We start from the raw sequence: 16,745 nt of genomic DNA on the forward strand, positions 1-16,745 counted from the left end.
TACCATGCCGGATATTAACGTATATAGGAAAGAACGACCGCTTCTTTTTTTAGAACGAACGCTGGTTGGAGATGGAACTGAACCATTTAATGGCGTATTCGCTATTAGGTTGAAAGGTAAAATAGAACATGAATCTTTGGCCGCAGCCTTAGCCAAATTGCAAGCTAAATACCTTCAGCTTCAAATGGCAATCGCAGAGATTACATCACCAAAACCCTATTTTTTCATCCCTGACACCATTAGTCCTATTCCATTGACTGTAAAAGAGTGGCAACATGCCAATCAATGGCAGGAGGAAGCGTTGGCGGGACTTAGACTTAAATTTGACGTCGTGAAAGGGCCTATGTTTCATGTTAGCTGTTTGTCGAACCATGTAACTTCAGATCTTATTCTGTCTTTCCATCATTGCATATGCGATGGCGGAGGAGGCGTACTTTTAATACGTGAATTGCTGACTTTTCTCGATGGCAAAGAATCAAATATTGACAAGCAAAACCGATTGCTGCGAATCGATGATATCATCCCTATAGAAGTTCGTAAAAGTAAGATCAATCAAGTAAAAACCTCCTGTTTGTCCGGTCTTCTGAAAACCGCTTTATCTATATCGGCTATCTTTACTTCTACCAAGAACAGTGGCACCTTAACCAGAAGCCGGGATTATTTGCTCCATTCAAAATTAGATCGTGAAAGCACCTCAATCTGGGTTTCCATATGTAAAAAACACGGCGTTACGGTAAATACTGCAATTGGCTTGCTCCTGCTTAAAGCTTATGAAAAAGTGGCTGGACCAGAGTCAAAAAACAAAATTTCCTGTCCCGTAGATATCAGGAAGTTTGCTAAACAAATAAGAGAAAATCAGCTCTTCTCTTTCGGGATGGTACTGACATTAACCAATAAAAAGGCGAACCATAAATCATTCTGGCCTGAAGCACAAATACTTCAGACCGTGGTGGATAAACAAATAAAGGCATTAAAACCTTACGAGTTTCTAATGACCTTCGAAAAATTACATAGCGCTCTGCCCCGCATGATAAAAATGCTGACTTACGGAAAGGTTGGAAATGACCTTATGTTTTCAAATATTGGAAGAATACCATTACAAAATGAATATCAAAATTTCTCGTTGGAAACAGTGTTTAGCCCTATGGTAATTGGTCCTTTTGCTAATCCTTCTACCATTATCTGCTCAACCTTTAATGATGAATTGGACTTTTCCTTCGTATCAAATGAAGGCTTTTTACCTCAAGAAAAAGCAAAAAGCATTATTGAATTTGTACGAAATGAGATGATTTTATTAATAACCTCAGCAAAGAAAAACCATGATAACACAACGTAGATTATCTGTTGGAGAGCGGATCATGTATGTGGCCGAAACAGAAGCCATCAATTGCATTTTTCCATTTAGCTTAAACGGTTTGTTCAATCAGGACCAAATCCAAGCGGCACTCAATAAACTTCAACAAAAGCATCCACTTTTACGTGCCGTCATTAAACAGGTAAATGGGTATCCATCGTTTATTTTACCGGAAAATGCACCGGTTATTCCGATCACGATATATGATCGGTTCAATGAAACTCAATGGTTAAATTTAATTAAGAAAAGCTGGCAAGACTATTTCAATGTAAGTCAAGGCCCACTTGCTAAATTAATATGGATACGCGGCAATCCGACGTCGGATTTTATACTTATTTGTCCACACTGCATAGCGGATGGTGTTAGCATTACGGCCGTTTTACGAGAGTTCCTTCTTTTGCTGGATGACGTTAGCAAGGATATCGGTGAATCACAAGCCTTGGTTGGAAATGATTTGGTGTCGCATAAATTATCCACTATCAGAAGAGTCCAACTAAATTTGAAAGCTTTGATAGGAAAGTGCGCTGCCCATCTATTTTTACCAAAGCAGCTGGATAAGAGCAAAACAATTGACTTGAATAACACCTATATGGTGCGCCACCGCTTTTCATCAGTTGATACCCGAAAGCTCCTTACTTGTTGTAAAAAGAACCAGGTTTCTTTATATACATTAATGTCGGCGGTATTTTTTGATGTTGGAGCGCACGCTTTTCCCAAACCAAAAGGGAAATTAATATGCCCTGTAGACATCAGAAAATATATAACTAGTTTAAAAGAGGACCAGCTTTTTGCTTTTGCGCCAATTGTTGACCTTAAAAGTAGCAAAAATACATCCGTTTGGGAGCATGCTAAAGATCTAAAGCAACAGTTACAAGTCGGTTTAACCAAAATCAATGCTAATGAAGTTGCCTACATAAATGCACATTTTCAATCCATCGTTCTCAAACTATTAAATCATTTACGAGTAAACGAAGGCTCACATGATTTTACCTTCTCTAACATGGGCAATCTAGCGATCCCCTCACATTTTGACAAGTTCACGGTTGAACAAATCTACAGTCCGACTGTAGCATTCCCATGGAAAAACCCGAACACGATGGTAATGAGCACATATAACAACGTTTTAGATATAACATTTACTTCAAATGACGCAGTGTTACCCCAAAAGGATGCGAATCAATTTTTAGAACGGGCAATACAAAAACTCAGCAGTCTAATAGAAGAAGAGACGATCCCTACACCAATTAATACGGTTAATTCATGACGACGCATCCAGCAAAAAAAATAAGTGAATATAAAGCAATCCGAATATTCATTCGCAAAAAGCTTATTTGGTATATGTTACCTAATTTAGTATTCAACGGTTTCATTCCTTATTATAGTTTTGAGAATCCTGCTTCTGTTGCACTTTTTAAAGGAGAGTTCTGCTTCGCTCGATTTATATTACCCATGGCTTTATTTATTCCGTTGGCGATTACCGTTGATTTTCTGAAAAAGGCGACTGAATTTATAGTAGCTACTCCCTTGGGCCTGGAAGGAAAATTAGATAGCTTAAACACCTCTTTGTTTTTACGATTAGGACTTTACAATGGTTTAACGTCATTAGCAATTACCTTTATTGGATTACTGTTTATCCACTATATCGTCCCTCCAAAGTATACCTTTGACGGTGCGCTACTGGCTTGTTTTAATGCAGTTTTTGCTTGTCTGATAGCCGTTTACTACACTTTTTGGAGTACCCATAAACTGAATTCGCTAATACAAAAATCCGATACGGAAATAAAAGGTCAATAGAGGCTTTCTTTACTTCTAAAAACAATTGGCAAGCAAAGTTTGTATTAAAGCAGAGGCTTATATGGTTTATACTCTTTAATTTGTCTAATACGTGCCCTGGAAATCAATAGAAAATGCCAGCTTAAATGACAAGCCCCGAAAAACGCTCGGCACGGTAGACGCGGTCGCGCTCATCGTGGGAATTGTGATCGGAGCCGGCGTATTTAAAACACCTTCGTTGGTGGCACTCAATACAAGCAATGACACCTTATTTCTTCTTACCTGGTTAGTAGGAGGAGCGGTTTCCCTTATAGGAGCATTGAGCTATGCAGAATTGTGTGCTACCTATCCGCATACAGGGGGCGATTATCATTTTTTATACCGTGCATACGGAAAACCTCTTGCCTTTTTATTTGCATGGACAAGAATGGTAGTCATTCAAACAGGATCCATTGCGTTACTTGCTTTTATTTTCGGTGACTATGCAACGCAATTCTACACAATCGGCCCCTATTCTGAAGGAATGTATGCCCTTGCGATCGTTATAACACTAACCATTCTAAATATACTGGGGCTCACTTTTGGTGCTATCGCACAAAAGCTTTTTACGCTGTTGGAAGTAGGCGGCATTGTATTGATTATCATTGTCGGTTTGTTCGTTACCCCTACAATAGAAGCGTCGTCTCTGCCGATTAAATCCGATATATCTACCTCTTCTTCTTTAGGGATGGCAATGGTGTTCGTACTATTAACCTTTGGTGGATGGAATGAAGCCGCCTATATTTCGGCTGAATTGAAAACGGGGGCTAAAGGCATGGCTAAAGCGTTGGTTTGGAGTATTTTGATCATTACAATTGTCTACCTTCTTGTCAATTACACCTTTATTTATGTCTTAGGACACGAACGAATGGCTTCTTCCGATGCGGTCGCAGCCGATTTAATGCGGTTTACATGGGGAGAAAATGCAGCAAAATTTATAGGCCTGCTTGTTGCCATCTCCGCATTGACTTCTGCAAACGCTACCATCATTACAGGAGCTCGTTCAAATTATGCACTCGGTCAGGATTTTCCCTTTTTTAAGAGTTTGAGCCAGTGGAATCATCGAACGTCTACCCCTGTTAAAGCCTTAATAATACAAGGAATAATCGCTACTATTTTAGTGTTGTTAGGATTAATGACTCGGAAAGGTTTTGAAACGATAGTTGACTACACGGCACCCGTCTTTTGGTTCTTCTTTTTGTTAGTCGGCGTGGCAGTATTTATTCTAAGAAAAAAAGACCCTCAAATAACACGCCCATTCAAAGTTCCACTTTATCCGGTGCTCCCCGCCATCTTCTGTATAAGTAGCTCCCTGCTCCTTTATAGCAGCTTAGCCTATACCGGTGTGGGGGCTATGTTCGGCGTATTCGTATTATTTATTGGATTTATCGTTTTCAGTCTTTTTCGAAGGTAACAATTTTGAAAAAATAAAAACTATTGTTTTTTCAAAACGTTAAGAAAATCAAGTTGTTAACTAAAATTCAATAAGATGAAGGCAATTACAGTTCTTTACGGTATGTTGATGCTGGCATTCATGGTTCCAATTACCATGCAAGCCCAGCAAATGATCGACAAGGATGTTCCCTACGTACCTACTAAACAGGAGGTGGTGGAAGCGATGTTGACCTTGGCCAATGTAGGGCCAAACGATATGTTATATGATTTGGGTTGTGGGGACGGTCGTATAGTAGTAACAGCCGCAAAGAAATTCGGCGCCAAAGCTGTGGGAATTGATATAGATCCGGAACGTATTCAAGAAGCACGCGAAAATGCACAAAAAGCAGCTGTGGAGAATAAGGTTGCCTTTTTACAACAAGATCTGTTCAAAGCCGATTTCAGTAAGGCTTCGGTGGTTTCGCTTTATCTATTGCCTTCTGTTAATATAAAGTTGCGTCCAAAATTACTCCAGTTAAAACCTGGAACACGCGTTGTTTCACATGCTTTCGATATGGGTGACTGGAAGCCCGATAAACAAATGCTAGTGGGTAACTCAACTATTTATTTGTGGACAGTTCCTGATGTCAAATAGTTTTACACTTTTAAGTTTTTTGTAAGGAAGAATATAAATAAATTGACAATCAAATTTTGATTGCCTATTTTGCATACTATTCAACCAAATTAAGTATGCGAGTTTCTCTATTTTTTTTGCTTTTGTTAGTCATTTTGACCCATGGATGCACTCAGTCAACCAATGACAATCAGGAGAAAATTTCGAGTTTAAATGGCGATATCTCATTACCCGCTCAAATTAAAAAATTAACCGGCACCGATATACTCTATATTATTGATAAAGAGAGTACATTAAAGGATACCCTTATAGACAACGTACAATGCTGGAGAGCAAATGGGGATATGTTCTTTAAGATCGATCGAGAAAAGTATCCCGTTTATATCTATACAAGCTTAATGAAATTGGAGGTAATGGCGCCGTCAACCTTTAGAATAGCTGCTTATGATCATGATCAGGGACAATCTGTTGAGTCACTAACCGGAAAAATAAAAATAAGCAAAAATTATAGTTCTCCTTTTCCGGAACCCGATACGCTACAGGAAAACAACCTATACATGGTAAATAAAAGCATCGATTTATCTGAAAAAGAAGATCTTGAGGATAAAAGACTGCAACATTGGTGGAAAAAAGTTAATGAAAACCAATAATAGCCTTTTAAACAGTTTATAAACAAGACCTATAGCCTCGTCGTAACCGACAAAGAGCATTTATTAGTGGCAAGACCAATCATGAAATATATTATTTAGAATAAGTATAAATTAAAGTAATAGCTTATATTTGTGAAAATAATAGCCAAATCATGATTGTAAAAAGTAGAATTGAAGGCTTACAGGATTGGTTATTTATAGAAGACATACCCGACACCTGTCTTCCAAATAGCCCCCTGAACGAAAAAAAGACCGTCATAGAACGCCATCCTATTCATATGGCCAACTATCAGCTTTCTACCGGCGGTCTATTCATTCTTTATTCCGAAATGAGTTTCAAAGGGCCGGTTCGCATACATACAGAAGTTCAAGGCGAAACCGTTACAAGCCAATTTGTATTCTATCGGCATCAGGATAACAGAAAAATCAAGACATCTTTTCATGGCAGGGGGCGGCATAATGTACGCTACATACCTTCCTTCGTAGAAGATTACGAGCTACAATCGGGTACTGAATACGATTACTTCCTGGTTGTTTTATCAAAAGATTTTTATTTCAGGCTGATTGCACCTGAATCCGTTTTACATGAAGATTTTGTACAAAAGATCAATAAGGGGCAATACACATCTTTTGCTCACGACGACATGTTTGTTACGCATGAAATGCTCAAAGTTATATCCGAACTGAAAGACAATAAACGTACCGGTGAATTACGCCGCATCCATACGGAGTCCAAAATATCTGAGCTGCTTGTATATCAACTAGAGCAGCTAAATGACAGCTTTATAGAAGAAAGAGAACCATTAGCTAGTGACGACGTTGTTAAATTGCTTAAAGCGAGGGCTATTCTAGACGAACGCTACGCACAAGCTCCAACGCAAAAGACCTTAGCTGAAGAGATTGGCATGAGTGAATCCAAACTGCGCCAGTCATTTAAAGATTATTTTTCAATTACCATATATGATTACTTAACGAGGGTTCGGATGGAAAAAGCCCGGTCACTTTTACTGGATGAAGGCAAAAGTATAGCCGAAGTAGCCAATGCAACCGGATATAACCATCAACAGAATTTCAGTGCCGCCTTTAAAAAATATTTTGGGATCGCACCGAGTGATATTAGGTAGTAACCTCCGTATGATCAATCGCAACTGGATAAAATAGCGAGTTGAAACGGTTAATATCAAGATTTATTTGTTTTGGAATAACTATTGGCTGCAAGGTTCTTTTATTAACCATCACATCAACTTCCGTGCTAAAAATAGCGTAAATATGGCTGGGTGTCAAAACCTCAACCGGCGTACCATCCAGCCATTTTCTGCCACCCTTTAGCATGAGGATACGATCAGCGTATTGTGCTGCCAAATTGATTTCATGCAATACAGCAATAACCATATAACCCCGTTGGCTAAATGCTCTGGCAATTGCCATTGTCTGTTGCTGGTATTGAGGGTCTAAGGCAGCAACAGGCTCATCCATCAATAAAAGGCTTTCGGGTTGATCCCAAATTTGACACAGCACTCGGGCATATTGGACGCGTTGCTGCTCGCCACCCGAAAGCGATAGATAAGACCGATCTACAAGATGGCTGATACCACATACCTCCATCGCTTCCTCCACAGCAATGAGATCTTTTATATCCGGGCGAAACCTAAAATGTGGATACCTTCCCATAAGAAGAACTTCATTAACTGAGAAGTTTAAATGTACACTATTGTGTTGCTGGAGAATTGTCCTTTTCTTGGCCAGTTCTTGCGGTAAATAGGATGACAATTCCTTATCAAAAAGTAAGACCTTACCTGATGTTGGCTTTTTTTCTCCACTCAGGATATTTATTAAGGTCGATTTTCCGGCGCCATTCGCACCAAGAACGGCCAGTAATTCTCCTGGTCGGATCTGAAAGCTGATGTCACGCAGCAAATAATGTTTTCCAACCTTATAGTTCAAGGCAGTGGCTGTAAGCATAATGAATTTATGTTAGCTAAAGAGTTTTTTCTTCTCTTTAATAAGTATAAACAAGAAAACAGGTGAACCCAAAAGGGCGGTAATTACGCCAATCGGCAATTCAATCGGAGCCGCTAAAATGCGCGCCAGTACATCCGCTACGGCCAAAGTAAGTGCGCCAAATATTGCAGATGCCGGTAATACAAACTTATGATCAACTCCCCCCACTAAACGAATAATATGCGGCACGAGTAAGCCAACAAAACTGATAATTCCGGATACAGCTACCGAAGCGCCAACAGCCATCGTGGCCAACACCACCACTTGCATCTTCACCCGGTTAGGGTTTAATCCCAAAATGCTAGCCTGTGTCTCGCCCAAAGAAAAGGCATTCAATGATTTTCCTAAAAACGGTAAGATAATTAAAGGAATTAGAATGAAAGGAGCAGCACTCCCCACTGTCTGCCAAGTGGCTCCACCCAAACTACCCAGCATCCAAAATGTAATGGTACGTAATTGTTGTTCGTTCGCCAAATAGGTCATTAGCCCAGTCAACGCCGTAGCAAAGGCATTAATCGCGATGCCGGCAAGTAACATGGTGGCTACATTGGCACGACCGTTGGTCCGTGCTATATTATATACCATGAAAGCGACGACACCAGCTCCGATAAAGGCTCCGAATGATAATAAATAATATCCAAACAGACTACTTAATCCCGCAAGTAAACTTAATTCCAATGTGATGACAATAACCGCCATAAGAGAAGCACCCGCGGAGATGCCTATCAAGCCAGGTTCTGCAAGTGGATTACGGAATATCCCCTGAATGGCAGCACCGGATATACCAAGTGCAGCTCCTACAAGTAGTCCCAATAGTAAACGCGGAAGTCGGACAATATAAATAACGCCTTCACTGGTCGCATCCACTTGTCCTTTGAAAAAACCTAACAGCTTAGCCAAGATTGTCATCACTTCACGCATGGAAATCTGAAAAGCTCCAAGTGTTAAAGAAAAAAAAACAATCAACACTAGACCGCTGATCAGTAAAGCATATATAACTGACTTTCTCATGTTCACTTTACCAATTCCTTATGTAGTGCTAAAATCGCGTCAGGTAAACGAACCGTAAAGTTTGTAAGAAGTTGACCATCCATATCAATAATGCGCTCGTTCTTACCGGCCTTGGTTAATTTGATGCCTGGCATCTTTAAAACGGAAGCCTTTCCGCCGAGGCTACTCAAACCGAAGTCAAACATCAGTATGATATCGGGATTAGCCCTTACCATAGCTTCTGTGGTATAAGGTTTAAAATCTGAAAATTCTTGAATGGCATTTTCTGCACCTGCTAATCTGATAATTGCATCAATACTACTGCCTTTACCTGCCACGCTCATTGTACCCGTACCTCGTGCATATATAAATAACACTTTCTTTTTCACTTGTTTAGACGCTTTGACTGCCGCTATTGCAGCTTGAAGTCGCCTTTCAGTTTTTTGGGCAAGTATCTTTCCCTTTTCAGGTATACCAAGTGCGTCTGCGACGGATTGGATAAATTCGATAGCTCCCCGAGAACTGTACTGTTGATCAAAAATAACTAAACGTATGCCGGTGGCTTTCAGTTGATGCTGTATTTCTTTGCTAACATGACCTTTTGGCGCTAGTATTAAGTCGGGCGCAAAAGACAATAAACCCTCCGTAGAAACCGATCGATTCCGACTGACCCGTGGCAACTGTTTGACATAAGCTGGATAAATACTCGTCACATCCGTCGCGACAAGCTTGGCGCCAAGCCCTAAGGCATCTACAGTCTCCGTCAGCGCACCACTAAGTGTTATAATCCTGTTTGGAATTGCATAACAGGAAGAAATAATGCAACCCATTAAAAAAGTAAGAAATAATTCTCTTTTCATATATGTTATTGAATACACGCAAAAATTACAACGCAAAACAAATGTTATTTAGAACAATTACAAAATACGAAAGCTTCATATTCAATGCATTCTTCCGTTTATGGCGGAATTCATACAAAATAAGGCGTTTCTCATACAACCTTTTTAATGGATTATCTCAACATTTGTATCATTATTTAGAATGATTAAAAATAATATTGAGGCAAAAATGCTCAGATTCTACATGTTTATGTTTTGCTTGTTTCCTTCAGTTGTATATGGCCAAGTCAAAGGGGGGCTAATTGGTTCGGTTTCTAACGAAGAGGGACAAACTATTGCTGCTACTTTAACTTTAAACCCCGATAATCATTTAATAGCGATAGAGAGTGATGGTTCCTTTAAAATCAATGATTTATATACTGGAACCTACACCTTAGCAATTACCCGTATAGGCTATAAAAGCTATACGCAATCTATAGACATCAAAGAGAATGAGACTACACATATAAGAATAATACTAATAAAAGACGAACATGCTTTAAATGAAGTAGCCGTTACCGATAAGCATATTCAAGAGGATAACCTTATCTCGACGATTAATTCGGCCATGCCGGTAACCGTTATAACACGTAGACAAATTGAATTGATGGGAAGTCGACGATTGGATGAAATATTAAAGGAACAAACGGGCATTGCCATCGTCAATAACATTGCCAGGGGAAACCGTTCGGTAGGCGTTCAGTTACAAGGTTTTTCTTCAGAATATGTCATGATTTTAATAGATGGACAGCCTATGGTTGGCCGTAATGGAGGAAGTTTTGATTTGTCGCGGATCAGCGTAATGAACATTGAACGTGTTGAAATCATCAAAGGAGCCGCATCCTGTCTTTTCGGAAGTGAGGCAATGGGAGGTGCCATCAATATTGTGACTCGCCATGGCGCCCTACAAACGCAAGGAGCGGCATCCTTACGTTATGGATCGCTTAATATGCTAGATGCCACCTTAGAAGGCGAAACACCTTTTGCATCCAATCGAGGGGAAGCCAGCTTATCCGCCAATTTCTATCACAGCGATGGATTCAATGTAAACAGTCGGTATCAAACTAGGGGTACTACCGTGCCGCCGTCAGACAATTATACCTTACAAGGCCGAGTGCGTTATCGTTTAAGTAAGAACACGAGCATTGGTGCAAGCGGGCGTTATGGATTGCGGGAATCGGTGATGACACGTGGATATGGAAGTGATACCTATAAAGATGATATGAATGAGGGCGATATCAACGCCTCAACCTATTTAAATACTTCTTACCAAAATGGCTTGCAATCCCTCAGCCGTTTTTATTTCACGCATTATACCTGGCATTCGAAAATCATATGGGATACCGGCGCACTGGGTGAGCAGAGCAATTTTTCACAATCCATCTTCCGCTTAGAACAGCAATTCGCTTATAATAGAATTACCGATTTATCATTAACCAGTGGCTTTGGCGGTACACTGGAAACGATGGAAGATCAATTACTTGGTGATGTTCCTTCTATGAAAAATGGGTTTGTATATGGTCAGGCGGAATGGCGGTTAACGAATCATCTACAAATCTTAGGGGGTGGTCGTTATGACTATCATGCATACTATGGTGGTCGCTTCAATCCTAATCTGGGGATTACTTATACTCCTGCTCACTTTGTAACACTCAAAGCGGCCTTTGGTACCGGCTTTAAAACACCCGATTTTCGTCAACGTTTTCAAATTTTCACTAATCCGCTCGTTGGCTACACGGTATTGGGAGCAGACATTGCCAGAACACAATTAACGGCCATGCAAGAGGCTGGGCAGCTGAGTGAACTGCGAAATTATACGTTCAATAAATTACAACAAGATGGCCTACAGGCTGAACAAAGCAATACTTTCAACCTGACTGCGACAATTGCTCCTTCAAGTACGTGGCAGGTAGAGCTGAGTGGTTTTTACCATCACATAAAGAACCAAATCAACAGTTTTCAGGTAGCCACGGCAGGCGATGGACAAATGATCTATTCCTATTTAAATCTTCCAAAGGTTAACAATAAAGGCTTCGAGGCTTCATTTTCTTATAGACCTTTACCGGATTTGGATCTTTCAATAGGTTACCAATACCTGGTTTCCAAAGACCTAAGCGTGAAGGATAGCATTTTAACGGGAAATTGGCCATATTACACTCTTCGCAATCCTACAACCGGAGAAACTTTTCGCTCGGAGACTTCGGACTACTGGGGATTGGAAAATCGCTCACGACATATGGCCAATCTCCGTGTCTTTTATAACTATCAGCCTTGGGACCTTGGACTTACTTTTAGGTTGAACTATCGAGGTAAATATCCTTTTGAAGATGCTAACGGAAATTACTACATCGATCGATTTGACATTTTTGTTAATGGTTTTTTGCTCTTCAATGCATCAATTGAGAAAAAGATATTTAAAAAACACCTGACTCTGCAAGTCACAGCCGAAAACATCGCTAATTACACCGATTATCTGATGCCCGGACAATTAGGCCGTGTCGTGTTAGCGGGAGTAACTTATCGATTTTTTAAAGAGGGATGATAAACTATGAATGAGGAATGATGAATATGGATAATCATTAACCAATAACAAACAGCCAATAACTAAAGGCTAAAACGAATACTAATAACTAATAACAACATGAAAACAATAAAATCAAGATGCCGGTGGTTCCGATACCTAAACTGGCTATTCGATGCCGATAGAAGATTATTTTTAAGTGTTGCTATCGGCCTATCGTTAATAAGTGGCTGCAGTAAAACAGATGAAGCAGTAACTCCAGGTTACGAAGATGGGAAAAGTACAATCATATATGACCTGGCAGGAGATACAGATGCATCCATGTCGAATGGTGTGGATGGTAAAGAAAAACGACCGTTTTATACTTTTCTTTATCGTCTAAGGGATAGGAGACAAATTTGGATACGTGATGCGGCCGACTCGGCCCGCTATTTTAAAACAGCCGAATGGGATCTGGCCTTCACAGGGCCTTACAATAGCGAGATTTATGTCAATAATGCCGGTGACGAATTTAATCCGGGATTTGAAGGTCCGGCAACACAGACCGCTGTTGTAAAGTACGACCGACCTTATGCTTCCGTAACCGAAGCCCCATCCGATGAGGTATTTAATCAAAGTAAGGTCGGTAAAATCGGTTGGGCATCAGGAGAAAATTCGAATGGTTGGTTCAATTATAGCCTTAACACGCATTTGGTAGTACCCATTAAGAACAGGGTATATGTCATTCGTCTTGCCAGTGGTAAATACGCCAAGCTTGAGCTTATTAATGTATACAAAGGTAATCCGCCATCAGTAACTGATCTGAACTGGCCGGCACCTTATTATACCTTCCGCTATTTTGTTCAAGAGGATGGGAGTAAAAATCTTACAACTAATTAGTCACTTTCAAAACATAGAAAAGTATGATACAAGTACCATATTCTTTAAACCGTAAATCACAGATAGTCTACATGATTTTTTGTCTTCTATTTACGATCGCTTTAGTAAACACATCTTGCTCGAAGGACAATACAAGCCCCGTGGAAGAACCGAAAGAAGAGGAGCCTGGTGAAACAGTCCCATTTTATACTTTGCAACGAGTGGAAAACCTAGCGATGGAAACAGACGATGAGAACCCCACCTCGGCAAAAACAGCCGTACTTTTCTCTTTGGAGGATAAGAAAGAAGTGCAGCTGACCTATGCAAAAACACAGCGTTGGGATGTTTCATTCACCCACCTGTATAACAGCTTCTTAGGTGCTAATAATGGTCAAAACAGCACTAGTAATGGATATGGTGGTGCCGGTCAAGGAGGGATTCTGGTACTTGAACAAGCCTTTGACGAAGTAACAACCATTTCGGCAGACAATCTATTTAAAACCGGAAGCGGAATCGTGGGCACCGATATTGCCGGGGACTTTGGCGAGGGGATAGGCTGGTATTTATATGATTTCAGTGGAACAATAGTAGGAGATGGAAGTTACGACAAACAACACGTGGCCTACGCACTTAGTAATCCTTTAACGTTAACGAATGGAACAGTCGTAAAAGCCAGAACCATCGTAATTCGCACAGCAAAGGGTAATTATGCCAAAATCAGAATGATCAGCTGTTATCAGGATGCTTTCACGTCTGATAAATGGTTTAGAAACACTCCCCATATGTTTTTCACCTTTGAGTATGTTCTTGTCCCCAAAGGCAGCACCACCTTTGAAATTAAATCCTAATCTATATATTTGAAATGAAACGAAAGTCAGCAAACCTATTTTTCATTATTATCGTTTTTCTAAGCCTCAGTGCCTGTACAAAAACAGCGGATCTTCCTCCACTTTCCAACAGTAAAATTGTAGCCTATAAAGTACCTGTAGCAGATGGTACTATTTTAGGAGCAATTGATGAGAGCGATAAAACGATTACTGTTTACTTACCATTTTATTATCAATTAGATGTTATCGATCCCGAAATAACCGTAGCCGATGGTGCCCGCTTGCAAGAGGAAGTAAAGCCTGTTGCTGTATTGGACAGTTCTATCACTTATACCGTAAAAGGGGCTGATCAGAGCACGGCTACGTATAAACTTATCATTGTGTTACAACAAATTGCTCCCTTAGTTATTCAAGAACTTTCGAGTGAAACGACTATTACAGCATGGGGCGTAGGAGCTTCTAACATTGTACTTCGTGGCAATTTTAACACCAATGATCCAGCCAAGATTTCAGCGTACCTAGTGAACGAAGCAGGACAAGAAACCGCACTTTCTGCCAATACCGGCATCGGTCCTGCCAACGTAACGGTCTCAATAATTGGCAACGAAAAGCTTTATACATTCGGTAACTTACAAATACCGCAAACATTAGATACGGGTTTATATAAGGTTAAGGTTAAGGTGCAGGCCTTATCAGCGGAAAGTCAGTATCCCGTACGGTTGACGTACCAGCAACCCGTTATAGATCATCATACCATTACTGTAAGGGGTGGGGATAATTTCACCATAAAAACGACTTCCAATGTCTTCCACGATTTTCGGGAATTTAGCATTATCGTAAATGGCGAAAAGGTATTACTACCAATCGAAAGCTATACGCGTACCGAAGCCGTGATTCGCGTACCCAACAGTGTACCTCCTGGACAATACTATCCGACAGCATTTTTCGGAACTTTTAGTCCATTCAGCACGAATTGGCCCATAACCGTTGTCAGTGAATAAGAAAACAATCCGGGCATTGCCTATTAGTTATATATAAGTTTAATTAAAAAAGAAAAAATGAAACAAAATATCTTAAAATCAATGGCGGCATTCGCCTTTTTAGCTTTAACATTTACTGCTTGTAATAAATCAGAAACAGCTGAGCCGAATTTGGCATTAGAACAAGAAACGGCGGTTATTCCTGTTGGAGGAACTGCAACGGGTGGCTTTACGAACACCGCTACCACGCCTTCGGCATCAGGCTGGGGAAATGTAGGATATAGCCTTTTCGATAATGCCGTTAGCACCAGTGGAAACGAGGTCGTATTTAACCAGAATTTTAACGGCAATATCACCGAGGCAAATGGCTATAATTTAGGTTACATAGATCTCCCTAGTGTAAGCAACGTATCGGCAATAACATTGGCTAATTTAAGTACAACCAATTGGAGCGTTACCACATTAGGAAGCAATGGCGCGGTAATCGGCTGGTATAACTATAACTCAAGCACCAGGACTATAACACCGGTAGCTAATCGTTATGCTGTAGTGGCTAATAACACTAATTTGAGCACCGCAACTGAGGTCTTCGTTGTGCAGTTAACTTCCATTGTAGGTACCGGAACCGGCCCTTACCACACGGACGTTGATTTCTCCACTAAAAGATTGAAATAAAACACCCTTCTTAAAATACTGAAACAGGGTCATACATTCGCGTGCAAACCCTATTTCAGCAGTATTTAGCAGGCTAAGCCTGCAAGTTTTAATAAATGCCCGGATTGTTCATGGTATTTATTGAGGCAAAGATAAGGAATAGAATGAAAAAAAAATTGACTTACAATCATTTACATGAAACCATTATATAGCTGTAAAAAAGAAATGTACCCTTTTAAAAATTTCGTAAAGCCTTGGTGTCTTGTTAGCTTAATATGTATTGCATTTTCTTCGTGCAAAAAGGAATACATAGATTATCCCTATGCGGAGATTATCAATTTCAGTATCATCGATGCCAACGGCGCTGTGCTAAAAGCAGCTGTTGACAATAACGAAATCATTATTTATTGGCCACCCGAGCAAGCTGTTCCCGAAACCGTGACGCCTACGGTGACAGTATCGGAGCGAGCTAATGTACAACCTGCCTCCAATACGCCGATAGCTTTTACAGACGGTACAAGTTTTACGGTTACTGCCGAAGACGGAACAGCCAAGGTATATAAACTAAAACGAATCATTAATGTACCGAAACCTTATGTGACGGACTTCAGTGGCATAACAAGTTACAACGATAAAAATTTCATATTAGTTGGTGATCAGCTTAGTTTCGCCGGAGATTATTTCAATACAACGGAAGGGCAACTGAAAGTCTTTTTTCTCACAGCAGATGGGCGAGAAGTGGAAGTACCTATTTCCAATAGTACATCGCTAAATATTTGGGCTATTCCAGATGAAATGACTGTCGGCACCTATACGTCTATTCGATTAGAAAGTGCTCCGTATACCATTACTGTAGAAAGAGATTTTGAAGTAATTGAAGATCCGCGGCCAAGTAACATACCCTTAAACGAAGCCATTACATTGAAAAGAGGAGAAGAATACAAGCTGGCGGGGAAAAACCTAGATAAAGTAACCCAACTGCTCTTGAATAATCAAAATTCCAGAACTTATATACCGGTAGAAATAGTAAACGTCTCATCCGATGAAATTACGTTAAGAATTCCGGTTGATTTCCCACTAAACACCTATCATTCGGTGCGATTTATTTATGCGTCCACTCCTTATTTCTCGGACACGATTAATACGCTTTCTTTAAACAATACTCTTACGGTGACAGAGTAATAGTATATGAATATCATTGAATGGCTACTA

16 protein-coding genes are annotated in these 16,745 nt (G+C 40.2%); 13 read left to right on the forward strand and 3 right to left on the reverse strand.

What is annotated here, in order from left to right; genetic code table 11:
- Nucleotides 1-4 precede the first annotated feature (4 nt).
- The 7 genes from E0E36_RS10965 (at nt 5) to E0E36_RS10995 (ending at nt 6,948) form a co-directional block, all read left to right on the forward strand.
- Nucleotides 5-1,336 (forward strand): condensation domain-containing protein, encoded by a 1,332-nt coding sequence (locus E0E36_RS10965; protein WP_130855964.1) that lies wholly within the window; start codon nt 5-7, stop codon nt 1,334-1,336.
- The gene (locus E0E36_RS10970; protein ID WP_130855965.1) at nt 1,320-2,618 is read left to right on the forward strand and encodes a condensation domain-containing protein; all 1,299 of its coding nucleotides are present in this window, start codon (nt 1,320-1,322) and stop codon (nt 2,616-2,618) included. The genes E0E36_RS10965 and E0E36_RS10970 overlap by 17 nt, the downstream gene beginning before the upstream one ends.
- Nucleotides 2,619-2,692: 74 nt before the next feature.
- Entirely contained in the window at nt 2,693-3,148 is a 456-nt protein-coding gene (locus tag E0E36_RS10975) for a hypothetical protein (protein ID WP_130855966.1), read from the forward strand.
- A 91-nt stretch (nt 3,149-3,239) separates the two neighbouring features.
- The gene (locus E0E36_RS10980) at nt 3,240-4,580 is read left to right on the forward strand and encodes an APC family permease (RefSeq protein ID WP_130855967.1); all 1,341 of its coding nucleotides are present in this window, start codon (nt 3,240-3,242) and stop codon (nt 4,578-4,580) included.
- Between the two features lie 75 nt (nt 4,581-4,655).
- A complete protein-coding gene (locus E0E36_RS10985; protein WP_130855968.1) occupies nt 4,656-5,195 on the forward strand; it encodes an SAM-dependent methyltransferase in 540 nt (179 codons plus the stop codon).
- Nucleotides 5,196-5,290: 95 nt separating this feature from the next.
- Nucleotides 5,291-5,824: a hypothetical protein gene (locus tag E0E36_RS10990; RefSeq protein ID WP_130855969.1), complete on the forward strand. Its 534-nt coding sequence runs from the start codon at nt 5,291-5,293 to the stop codon at nt 5,822-5,824.
- A gap of 152 nt (nt 5,825-5,976) precedes the next feature.
- Nucleotides 5,977-6,948, forward strand: coding sequence for a helix-turn-helix transcriptional regulator (locus tag E0E36_RS10995; RefSeq protein WP_130855970.1), 972 nt, complete (start codon nt 5,977-5,979; stop codon nt 6,946-6,948).
- Here the strand turns inward: E0E36_RS10995 and E0E36_RS11000 are convergent.
- From E0E36_RS11000 to E0E36_RS11010, 3 genes are read right to left on the reverse strand one after another with little or no spacing between them, the layout of a single operon-like run.
- A complete protein-coding gene (locus tag E0E36_RS11000; protein WP_423213031.1) occupies nt 6,941-7,789 on the reverse strand; it encodes a heme ABC transporter ATP-binding protein in 849 nt (282 codons plus the stop codon). The genes E0E36_RS10995 and E0E36_RS11000 overlap by 8 nt on opposite strands.
- Nucleotides 7,790-7,798: 9 nt before the next feature.
- On the reverse strand, nt 7,799-8,836 hold the full coding sequence (locus E0E36_RS11005; RefSeq protein WP_130855972.1) for a FecCD family ABC transporter permease: 1,038 nt from the start codon (nt 8,834-8,836) through the stop codon (nt 7,799-7,801).
- Between the two features lie 2 nt (nt 8,837-8,838).
- Entirely contained in the window at nt 8,839-9,675 is an 837-nt protein-coding gene (locus tag E0E36_RS11010) for a heme/hemin ABC transporter substrate-binding protein (RefSeq protein ID WP_013666954.1), read from the reverse strand.
- A gap of 181 nt (nt 9,676-9,856) precedes the next feature.
- On the opposite strand from E0E36_RS11010, the gene E0E36_RS11015 reads away from it, so the two are divergent.
- From E0E36_RS11015 to E0E36_RS11040, 6 genes are all read left to right on the forward strand, one after another.
- Nucleotides 9,857-12,235 carry a TonB-dependent receptor gene (locus E0E36_RS11015; protein WP_130855973.1) on the forward strand — a complete coding sequence of 793 codons (2,379 nt, stop codon included), beginning with the start codon at nt 9,857-9,859 and terminating at the stop codon, nt 12,233-12,235.
- A gap of 99 nt (nt 12,236-12,334) precedes the next feature.
- Nucleotides 12,335-13,093 (forward strand): HmuY family protein, encoded by a 759-nt coding sequence (locus tag E0E36_RS11020; RefSeq protein ID WP_130855974.1) that lies wholly within the window; start codon nt 12,335-12,337, stop codon nt 13,091-13,093.
- 23 nt (nt 13,094-13,116) lie between these two features.
- The gene (locus tag E0E36_RS11025; protein WP_130855975.1) at nt 13,117-13,920 is read left to right on the forward strand and encodes an HmuY family protein; all 804 of its coding nucleotides are present in this window, start codon (nt 13,117-13,119) and stop codon (nt 13,918-13,920) included.
- A 14-nt stretch (nt 13,921-13,934) separates the two neighbouring features.
- Nucleotides 13,935-14,900 (forward strand): hypothetical protein, encoded by a 966-nt coding sequence (locus E0E36_RS11030; RefSeq protein WP_013666950.1) that lies wholly within the window; start codon nt 13,935-13,937, stop codon nt 14,898-14,900.
- A 57-nt stretch (nt 14,901-14,957) separates the two neighbouring features.
- Nucleotides 14,958-15,554: a hypothetical protein gene (locus E0E36_RS11035; protein WP_013666949.1), complete on the forward strand. Its 597-nt coding sequence runs from the start codon at nt 14,958-14,960 to the stop codon at nt 15,552-15,554.
- Nucleotides 15,555-15,728: 174 nt separating this feature from the next.
- Nucleotides 15,729-16,715, forward strand: coding sequence for a hypothetical protein (locus tag E0E36_RS11040; RefSeq protein WP_130855976.1), 987 nt, complete (start codon nt 15,729-15,731; stop codon nt 16,713-16,715).
- Nucleotides 16,716-16,745: the final 30 nt, after the last annotated feature.

The sequence above is a fragment of the Olivibacter jilunii genome (assembly GCF_900607235.1).
In the GTDB taxonomy this organism is placed as follows: domain Bacteria; phylum Bacteroidota; class Bacteroidia; order Sphingobacteriales; family Sphingobacteriaceae; genus Olivibacter; species Olivibacter oleidegradans.

Bases quoted from the DNA above. Each gene is read 5' to 3' on its own strand.
- E0E36_RS10965 (WP_130855964.1), top strand. From the start codon at position 5: ATGCCGGATATTAACGTATATAGGAAAGAACGACCGCTTCTTTTTTTA.
- E0E36_RS10970 (WP_130855965.1), top strand. From the start codon at position 1,320: ATGATAACACAACGTAGATTATCTGTTGGAGAGCGGATCATGTATGTG.
- E0E36_RS10975 (WP_130855966.1), top strand. From the start codon at position 2,693: ATGTTACCTAATTTAGTATTCAACGGTTTCATTCCTTATTATAGTTTT.
- E0E36_RS10985 (WP_130855968.1), top strand. From the start codon at position 4,656: ATGAAGGCAATTACAGTTCTTTACGGTATGTTGATGCTGGCATTCATG.
- E0E36_RS10990 (WP_130855969.1), top strand. From the start codon at position 5,291: ATGCGAGTTTCTCTATTTTTTTTGCTTTTGTTAGTCATTTTGACCCAT.
- E0E36_RS10995 (WP_130855970.1), top strand. From the start codon at position 5,977: ATGATTGTAAAAAGTAGAATTGAAGGCTTACAGGATTGGTTATTTATA.
- E0E36_RS11005 (WP_130855972.1), bottom strand. From the start codon at position 8,836: ATGAGAAAGTCAGTTATATATGCTTTACTGATCAGCGGTCTAGTGTTG.
- E0E36_RS11010 (WP_013666954.1), bottom strand. From the start codon at position 9,675: ATGAAAAGAGAATTATTTCTTACTTTTTTAATGGGTTGCATTATTTCT.
- E0E36_RS11015 (WP_130855973.1), top strand. From the start codon at position 9,857: ATGATTAAAAATAATATTGAGGCAAAAATGCTCAGATTCTACATGTTT.
- E0E36_RS11020 (WP_130855974.1), top strand. From the start codon at position 12,335: ATGAAAACAATAAAATCAAGATGCCGGTGGTTCCGATACCTAAACTGG.
- E0E36_RS11025 (WP_130855975.1), top strand. From the start codon at position 13,117: ATGATACAAGTACCATATTCTTTAAACCGTAAATCACAGATAGTCTAC.
- E0E36_RS11030 (WP_013666950.1), top strand. From the start codon at position 13,935: ATGAAACGAAAGTCAGCAAACCTATTTTTCATTATTATCGTTTTTCTA.
- E0E36_RS11035 (WP_013666949.1), top strand. From the start codon at position 14,958: ATGAAACAAAATATCTTAAAATCAATGGCGGCATTCGCCTTTTTAGCT.
- E0E36_RS11040 (WP_130855976.1), top strand. From the start codon at position 15,729: ATGAAACCATTATATAGCTGTAAAAAAGAAATGTACCCTTTTAAAAAT.